The organism is Planococcus sp. A6, from assembly GCF_028823615.1.
Lineage (GTDB): Bacteria > Bacillota > Bacilli > Bacillales_A > Planococcaceae > Planococcus.
In genome coordinates this window covers 1-8,282 of record NZ_JAPEHT010000135.1, presented here as the reverse complement: position 1 = coordinate 8,282, position 8,282 = coordinate 1, and the positions used below count along the sequence as shown (strand labels likewise).

9 protein-coding genes and 2 pseudogenes are annotated in these 8,282 nt (G+C 50.9%); all 11 read right to left on the bottom strand.

Annotation, left to right across the window (positions count from 1 at the left end):
* Positions 1-60 precede the first annotated feature (60 nt).
* Positions 61-735 (bottom strand): hypothetical protein, encoded by a 675-nt coding sequence (locus ON064_RS15495; protein ID WP_274625485.1) that lies wholly within the window; start codon positions 733-735, stop codon positions 61-63.
* A 144-nt stretch (positions 736-879) separates the two neighbouring features.
* A complete protein-coding gene (locus tag ON064_RS15490) occupies positions 880-1,212 on the bottom strand; it encodes a winged helix-turn-helix transcriptional regulator (protein WP_101190983.1) in 333 nt (110 codons plus the stop codon).
* A 59-nt stretch (positions 1,213-1,271) separates the two neighbouring features.
* Positions 1,272-2,096: a Cof-type HAD-IIB family hydrolase gene (locus tag ON064_RS15485; protein ID WP_274625484.1), complete on the bottom strand. Its 825-nt coding sequence runs from the start codon at positions 2,094-2,096 to the stop codon at positions 1,272-1,274.
* Between the two features lie 224 nt (positions 2,097-2,320).
* Positions 2,321-2,857, bottom strand: a complete 537-nt coding sequence (gene hxlB, locus ON064_RS15480) for a 6-phospho-3-hexuloisomerase (RefSeq protein ID WP_274625486.1) — start codon at positions 2,855-2,857, stop codon at positions 2,321-2,323.
* A 15-nt stretch (positions 2,858-2,872) separates the two neighbouring features.
* Positions 2,873-3,487, bottom strand: a pseudogene (gene hxlA, locus ON064_RS15475) (3-hexulose-6-phosphate synthase); the annotation flags it as partial.
* Positions 3,488-3,830: 343 nt separating this feature from the next.
* Entirely contained in the window at positions 3,831-5,036 is a 1,206-nt protein-coding gene (locus ON064_RS15470; RefSeq protein ID WP_274625483.1) for a mannitol-1-phosphate 5-dehydrogenase, read from the bottom strand.
* A gap of 5 nt (positions 5,037-5,041) precedes the next feature.
* Positions 5,042-5,920, bottom strand: a complete 879-nt coding sequence (locus ON064_RS18425; protein ID WP_342455357.1) for a PTS sugar transporter subunit IIA — start codon at positions 5,918-5,920, stop codon at positions 5,042-5,044.
* 18 nt (positions 5,921-5,938) lie between these two features.
* A pseudogene (locus tag ON064_RS18420) lies at positions 5,939-6,061 on the bottom strand (PRD domain-containing protein); the annotation flags it as partial.
* Positions 6,062-6,082: 21 nt separating this feature from the next.
* Positions 6,083-7,117 carry a BglG family transcription antiterminator gene (locus tag ON064_RS18415; RefSeq protein WP_342455356.1) on the bottom strand — a complete coding sequence of 345 codons (1,035 nt, stop codon included), beginning with the start codon at positions 7,115-7,117 and terminating at the stop codon, positions 6,083-6,085.
* Positions 7,118-7,632: 515 nt separating this feature from the next.
* A complete protein-coding gene (locus ON064_RS15460; RefSeq protein ID WP_274625482.1) occupies positions 7,633-7,764 on the bottom strand; it encodes a hypothetical protein in 132 nt (43 codons plus the stop codon).
* A 152-nt stretch (positions 7,765-7,916) separates the two neighbouring features.
* A partial coding sequence (locus ON064_RS15455) for a PTS mannitol transporter subunit IIA (RefSeq protein ID WP_274625481.1) occupies positions 7,917-8,282 on the bottom strand: 366 nt, incomplete at its 5' end.

Below are 8,282 nucleotides of genomic sequence, written 5' to 3'. Positions count from 1 at the left end.
ACGCCGCCGCAACAGGTTTTCTGGCCGGCAAATTGTGTGGCGCACAGGGACATTCCCTCCTCACCGGTTTTTGGCTTTTTCCATAATGGCTTCCGCTTCCTCGTAGCTGATCGATAACTCTTGCGCTGATTCCCTCACGATTTTGTCCCCATCGATGAATTCTTCTGGACCTGCACTTTCAAACTCTTCATGTAATTTATCCAATATATAGTAAAACACATCCAGCTCTTCTTTAGTCGGATACGCCCCTTCTTCATAGTCGGCCGGAATTTGGTCATTGCGTAATGAGCCTGTTTCAATGACAAGTTCGTGGTTCGAGTAATCACCCGCTTCCACTTCACTCGATCGCGCCCAATTCCCATAGGGAGAATGCTGGCCCTCTGCGAACGTCCGAAGTTCATCTATGGATCGCTCATCATCAATGACGTTAATCAAAACAGAATTGTACGGGCCGTCATCCCCAGCCTGATTGACTGCATCGGTAATCAATAATTCAATCTGTTCTTCAGAAATAAAAATATCATCTGGGAGCACCCAATAATCCCGGCGTATAATTCCCGCATCTTCAAAAACGTCCATTTCCAAAACACTGTATTCAGGGATCTCTACCTCTTCCACTTCAACACCTTGCTCACTTGCATTCGGGGAATCTGCACCCGTTTGTTCTTCCTTATCTTCACCGCACCCCGCTAAAAGTACAGCAGTTGCCAGTAATCCAATATGCCATTTCTTCATCTATAGAACCTCCAATAACTTTTCAACTTCTTCACTCCACTTCCAGAATGTTCCTGGAAGCGACCTTCGTACGATTATCAAGCAACTTCCAGATCTATGCAAATATTTTCTGAAATGAAATTGTGTGGCGCACAGGGACACCAACTACAAATTCCGCTCCATATATCCCTTGCCCCAGTCGTACATCGAATCGAGAATCGGCATCAAGCTCTCGCCTTGTTCCGTCAGCGAATACTCCACTTTCGGCGGCACGACCGGATACACTTCGCGGTGGACGATCAAGTGGTCTTCCAGTTCACGCAGCTGGTTGACCAGCATGCGTTGTGTGATGCCCGGCATGAGTTTTTTCAACTCGCCGAAGCGCTTCGTGCCGGATTTTCCTAAATGCCATAACACGAGCATTTTCCACTTTCCGCCGATGATGGAAAGGGTCAATTCTTTTTCGCAATTAAATGTCTTCTCTCCCAAATTGGGCATTCGTTTTCCCTCCATCGTTCGCGCATTTCATTCTTGTGATGCCTACTGGAATCCGTCGCTCACTGCCCCGAATCGACAGCGGCTGTCCGCGGTTCCAAAATGAATTTATTGAGCACATGCAACACGCCTTCTTCGTTGTTCGACAAGCTGGTGTAGTCCGCGAGCTCTTTTAATTCGTCGACGGCGTTGCCCATGGCGATGCCAAATCCCGCTGCTTTGACGAGGTCCGTATCGTTATGGTTGTCGCCGATGCCGATCACATGTGAACGGTCGATGCCGAGATGTTCGGCCAAAAAGTTCAAGGCACTGCCTTTATTCGCTTCCGGATGCGTCACTTCGAGGTAGCGCAGTTTGGATTTCTCGATGCACGCCTCGTCGCCCAAGATAGCCTGCAATTCTTCCTGAACCGGCGCGAGTGCCTCCGGTTCGTCGATAAACAGCAATTTCATGAAGCCGTTTTTCGCGAGCCCAAGGAGATCCGGCTCGATTTCATAGCCGACGCCGACTTCTTTGGAATACGCTCTGACCTGCTCGTTATCCACGGCGCTGTAGAGCACATCGTCTTGATAGACTTGGATATGCATTTGCTTCTCCGCTGCCAAATGGATGCATTTTTGCGCGATCTCAAACGGCACGACACGCTCCCGCAGCACTTCTCCGCTCGTCGCCGATTTAATCATCGCCCCTTGGTACGTAATCATCGGTGCATCGAGCCCCAACTCCAAGGCGATTCGCTGTGCGGACGGGTACATGCGTCCCGTCGCAATCGTCACGACCACTCCGAGTTCCACCGATTGCCGAATCGCCGTCATCGTATCCGTTGTCACCGTCAACTCATCATTCAATAAAGTTCCATCTAAATCAATCGCGATCATTTTATACATACACTTGCTCCTTCACATCAAAATAATTTCGTTGGCGGGCCTTTTATTAAAATTAAGCGCTGCACGCTGCCGCTCGCCATTCATTTCAATCAACACTGCCCTGTCACCGCAGTTCTCCATTCCATCAATTTTGCACCTCTGTGAGCGAGTTGTCCAATAGGTAAGCTTGGCATGAAAAATAAGCTTGAGACGGAATCGCTTCCAGCCTCAAGCTTATTTCTGTGCTATTCCAAATTGGCGTGTGTGCCGAACATCGCATCGGCAGTAATGTGGTACTGCTCCATATACGCCAAGACGAGCGCGTCGTACACCACCAATAGCGATTGCTCGAACAACGAACCCATCGGTTGAATGGATTTGCCGCTCACGCCATCCGCTTTCGCTTGCGCTGGGATGGTGAGATGAATGCCGGCAAGCTTGCCGATCGATGACGCCGGATTGGTCGTCACCGCTGCGACTGTTGCGCCGATTGTTTTGGCTTTTTCCGTCATCGCAAGCAAACTGCCCGTTTCACCGGAGCCCGAGCCGACGATGAACAAATCTTTTTCCTGCAAGCTCGGCGTCACCGTTTCGCCGACGACATAGGCGGTCAAGCCCATATGCACCATGCGCATGACGAACGCTTTCGCCATGAACCCCGAGCGGCCACCGCCTGCGACAAAAATCTTGTCGGCTCGCGCCATCGCAGTGACCAACCGGGAAGCTGCCGCCTCGTCCACTTGCCCGACTGTATGCGCAAGTTCGGCTGAAATTTCATTCATGAATCCAGAAGCGTTCCGCTTGATTTTCGCCGCTTCTGATTGCTTATCGTCTTTAGACGTGATGCCGCTCCCGACAATGATCAAATCCGGCTGCGCTTCGATCACTTCCGGCAAAGTTTCGAGCTTGATGCCGCCAGCAATCGCCGTTTTCGCATTTTTCACGACGCTCTTGATGGTGCGCAAGTCTGCGAATGAATCTTTGCCTTCTGCCTGCAAATCATAGCCCGTGTGGACACAAATATAATCCGCGCCCAGCACGTCCAGTTCAGCGGCACGTGTTTCGATGTCTTTCACAGCAATCATGTCGACGAGGATCTTCTTGCCGAGTTTCTTCGCTTCTTCGACTGCCCCTTTGATCGACGAATCTTCCGCCTGCGCAAGAATCGTCACGATGTCCGCTCCAGCAGCCGCGGCATTGCCGACTTCATAAGCCGCCGCGTCCATGATTTTCACGTCCGCCAAGACTTCCAAGTGTGGAAACGCCGCTTTCACTTCGCGCACGGCTTTCAATCCTTCTTGGTTAATGACTGGTGTGCCCAGTTCCACGATATCGATCGACCCTTCGACTTCCTTGATCAATTCGATGGCTTGCGGAATGTCTACTAAATCCAATGCTAGTTGTAATTTCATCTATGTGTAGCTCCTCATATGCGTATTTTGATGCTTACCAAGTGTATGTCCTGCCCTCCATCTTGGGAAGTACGCACTTTAACCGCACATACTGACAAAAAGTATACCGTCACGTGTCGAATTGTGTGGCGCACAGGGACGAACGGACAGTCAAATGCCGCTGCGACAGGGTTTCCACCCGGCAAATTGTGTGATGCACAGGGACAAGCAAGAAAACTCCCCGCCGAAATTGTGTGGCGCACAGGGACGCAAACCACCATCCGCAACACAAAAACCGCATCCCGGCGGCGTTTCGGCCACCGGGATGCGGTTGGAATTGTGTGGTGCACAGGGACAGTAACACCTATTTCTTCATCCCCTCATACTGGCGCACGACTTCTTGCGCCAGCTCGCTGTCGGCTTCGAGCCCGCTGACTTCTGTCAACACGCGCTCCGGCCCGCCTTGTGCGATCATCTCTTGGATTTTCACTGCTTCTTCGTCTTCTGCATAATCGAACAACAAAGCCGCCGCGATCGCTTTCGCGAGATGCGAATACGCTAGCCCCGCTTTTTGCGCTTGTATAGCCGGGCGCACGAGGCGGTCTTCCGGGCCGAGCTTGCGGATCGGCGCGCGGCCGACGCGCGTGACGCCGTCGTTCAAATAGCTGTTTTTGAAGCGTTCGATGTTTTTATCGATATACGCGAGGTGTTCGTTTTCGTCCAAGCCGTATTGCTTCACGAGGTACGCGCCCGTCTCTTTCAAGGTTTCCCGCACTTCCTGCTCGATTTCCGGGTCGGCCAAGGTTTCATCGATTGTCGTTTTGCCGGCGAGATATCCATAATACGCGATGACCGCGTGACCCGTATTGACCGTGAACAGCTTGCGTTCAATGAACGGCGCCAAGTCTTCGACAATCGTCATGCCGGATACGTGAGGAATGTCTTCAGTCGTCTCGACGACCCACTCGTAATACGGTTCGACCAAGACATCGAGTGAATGGCCTTCCTGGATCGGCACGATGCGGTCGACCGCCGAATTAAAGAAATACACCTTGCCCGCGAGATCCGCTTTTGCTTCGTCGCTCAAGTGGCTCAAAATATGCCCTTTCAAAATATCGGTCGCGCCAATCTGGTTTTCACAGGCAATGATGTATAATTTTTCCGAACCCGCACTCATGTCCGTCGCCACATCCAAATCAGACGCCGGCACCAAATCCGGTCCCGTTGCCAAATTGCCCTTAACGCGCGCTTCGATTCCTTTTGCGATCAACGGTGCGACGCGCGGCAAAATGTTCGGCCCGATCGCCGTCGTCAAATACGTCGCTTGCTGGATCTTCGCAATGACCGCCTCTTCGTCTTTCATATTATTGATGCCCGACACATTCTCCACCAAGACGCTTTCTTCTGTCTCCTGCGCCATGTTGACGCGGTACTTGCCTTGTTCGTTCAACCCGTCGATAATCTGTTCCGCCACATCGACGAAACTCACGTGATAGCCGGATTCCGAGAACAACGCCCCGATAAACCCTCTGCCGATATTTCCTGCTCCAAAATGGATCGCTTGTTTCATTCCAATCATTCCTTCATCAAATTATTTTGTAAGTATTCGTAAAACAACTCTTCCAACTTGCCGCGGATGACGCCTTCGTTCGATGACGAGAAAATCATCATCGCCGCTTCGCTTTCAATGAGGCTCGAACTAATCAAGCTCATGATTTCCTGTTCGCGCTCACTTAATTCCACCGGCGTCAGCATCAACAATAAATTCGTCATGTGCACGTCGCGGCCGTCCATCCCTATAACCGTACTCGGCGTATCCAAATGCACCACTTGGAACATCAAGTTCCGGACCGATTCGTCTCGGCAATGAAACAGTGCCATATTGGTCCCCGGAATCCCGAGGCCACCTTTCGTCTCACGGTCTTTTAATTGCCGTAACGTGCTCTCGGCATCCAACAACCCGTCTGACTCCATGCCGTCCAATACGTCTTCGAGCACACGCCAATAATCGGTGCCGCGCATGTTCACGACACCGAAATGCTCGAGTATCGCTTCCATGCCGGTCTGCACTTGCTTGATGTCTAGCAGCAAGCGCCGAAGATCCGGCCTGTGCTTTTTGCCCACATCGCCGAAATCCTCAGCCGGCAAATACTGCTTGTTGCGCGTCACTTTCTGGATATTGTGCTGCAAGTAATTCTCGATATGGCTGATGTCCTGTTCATTCAAAAGCGGACTCACCATCAAATAATCCACATCGGTCACCGGCAAGCGGATCGTTGAAATGACCAAATCGTAATCCTCAAAATTCGCCGTCTGGAAATCGTGGATCGACAATATCTTCACCGAATCGATTTCCGGCAGCTCTTTTTGGATGCGGCTCGCCAGCATTTTCGACGTGCCGATGCCGGTCGGACACACAACGACTGCGTCGATCTGCACGCGCTCTTCATTCATCAATAACGCCGATCCGAAATGAAGCACGATAAACGCCACTTCGTCCGCCGAGAACTCGAGGTCGTCAAACTCCGTCTCCAAGGTCTGCTTGACCGCGAGAAACAGCATCGGGTATTTCTTCTTGATCTCGTCGGTCAACGGATTGAACGATTCGAGCTTTTGCTAAAGCCGGAAAATGAGCGGCTCCATATGCGCAAGCAAGCCTTGGTACAAGGAAAAATCCTTCGTCAAATCAACGCCGAGCTGCCCCGACACATCGCGAATCATGTTTTTCACGAGTTTCCCGAGCAGCACGCTATCGTAATAAAGCACGTTGGACGCCTGGATTTTCGAGCCCTTCAACACCACCGCGAGAAACTCGATATCACCCTCCGTCAATTCGACGCCCAGACGCTCATGCAAATCCTCGCAAATCGCTTTGATGACATGGTACTCGCCGTTCGGCTCACCCACTGGCTCTTGCGCCTCCAGCAACAACCCGCTTTCGGTGCGCTGCAGTGCCAACGCTAGATGCACGACAAGGCCCGTATAATCGCTGTCGGCCAAGCGGATCTGTTCGTCGCTGATGTGCTTGCCGACCAATTTATTCGCCTCCGCGAGATAATCCGGCTTGAAATAACCGAGCACTTTGTCGTCCTGCGTCTTGCCGCGCTGCAAATAATACAAGCTTTCAATGAGCTCTTCGTAGAAATGAATCAAGAAATACGCCGCCAGTGCATGGCGTTTATGCGCTTCCTCACCCGCCACTTCCACGCCGACACCGCGCTGACGGGACAAGGTGACCGAGAACTTGCGCAGCCAATTGCCGAGCTCATCCAAATACGAAGTGAGCGTCGTCGTGCTGATGCCGAGCTGATTCGACAGCACCTGCTTTTTAAAAAACGCGCCTTCTTCCATTAAGATGACCAATAAGCGCAGCTTTTTCTCCTCAGGCGTCGCTTCCGGCGCACTCGATGCCGCAAGCTTTTGCATCAAGCGGTAGATTTTCTCGTTATTGCCATCAATAAAGAGCGCATCCGCCGCATTGCGCTTCATCGTAAGCCCGAACTGCTCCAATAGCTTATCCACCGATTTCAAATCCCGCTGAATCGTCCGCGCGCTGACATCGAGATACGTCGCCAAGGAATTGACCGTATGCTTCGCCGACATCCGCGTCACCAGCTCAATAATCGACTTTTCCCTAACCGTGACAAACATCCACTCACCTACTCCCTTGTCACCTTTCGTTGATGAAGAATATACAAGTTTTTCAATCCCAGCATTTCACTACTGAAGATATTCCGCAAAACCACTACGAAACCCTTGCTCTCACATTTACTGCGTAAATGCGTCGCAAATGAATTAGCTCAGCTTAGCTTCGCTCATTCATTCCTTGCGGGGTCTCGGGGGTCTCGTCGCTTAAAAGAGCGCTGCTCCCTTGGGAGTCTCCGTGGTTTTGCTCCATATCTATATTTATACGGTATTTCAATATGTGTTATTACTAGCAGGCCAATTAGCTTTTGATATTACCTGCTTAACTAAATATAATTATAGAAACTTATCAATTTCTTTATCTATTCTATATACAGTTTCTCACTACTACGCATATTCCGCAAAAACACTGGTTTTCCTCTTTTACCTAACTGGGTTTAATCCTTCTGACTATTCGTCACACTGAAATGAAAGAGCGGAAGGCGGCGACTAATGAATAAGCGAAAGGCACTTGAGCTTGTTCATTTGCGACGCATCTGCACTGCAGATGTGGGAGCAGCAGCGTTTAAACCTGATTCATTAACAAACAAGAAGCGGCTGAGGCCATGCCCGCGTGCAGCTGAAAGCGCGACGTCCTGTCGCATCAGCTGCATGACCCGCATCCTGCGGGCCTAAAGCATCCGCCTGGAGCGATTTCCCCACTATCTTGTACTATATCTATTTCTTTATCAACATATCTCAATGTGAATAAACCAAAGAAATAGCACAAAAAGGCAGGATTTCCCCTGCCTTTTCGTGGTGCTGATTATTTGCTGTTCAAGATGTCGAGCAGTTCTTTAGAGGATTTCGCGGCGACGAGTTCGTCGACGTTCGACTGCTCGGCGCAGATGACCGCGATGCCTGACAGGATCTCCAGGTGCGTGCCGTCTTTGCCAGCGATGGCGAAGATCAGTTTCGCTTTCTCTCCATCAAAGTCTACCCCGTCCGGAACTTGGACAACCGTGAAGCCGGATTTGATGACCGCTTTTTTCGCTTCTTCGGTGCCGTGCGGAATCGCGACATCATTGCCCATATAAGTCGTCGTGATTTCTTCGCGCTTCAACATTTCATCGACATACGATGGTTCCACATATCCTGCTTTCACAAGTGCGTCACCTGCAAAGCGGATCGC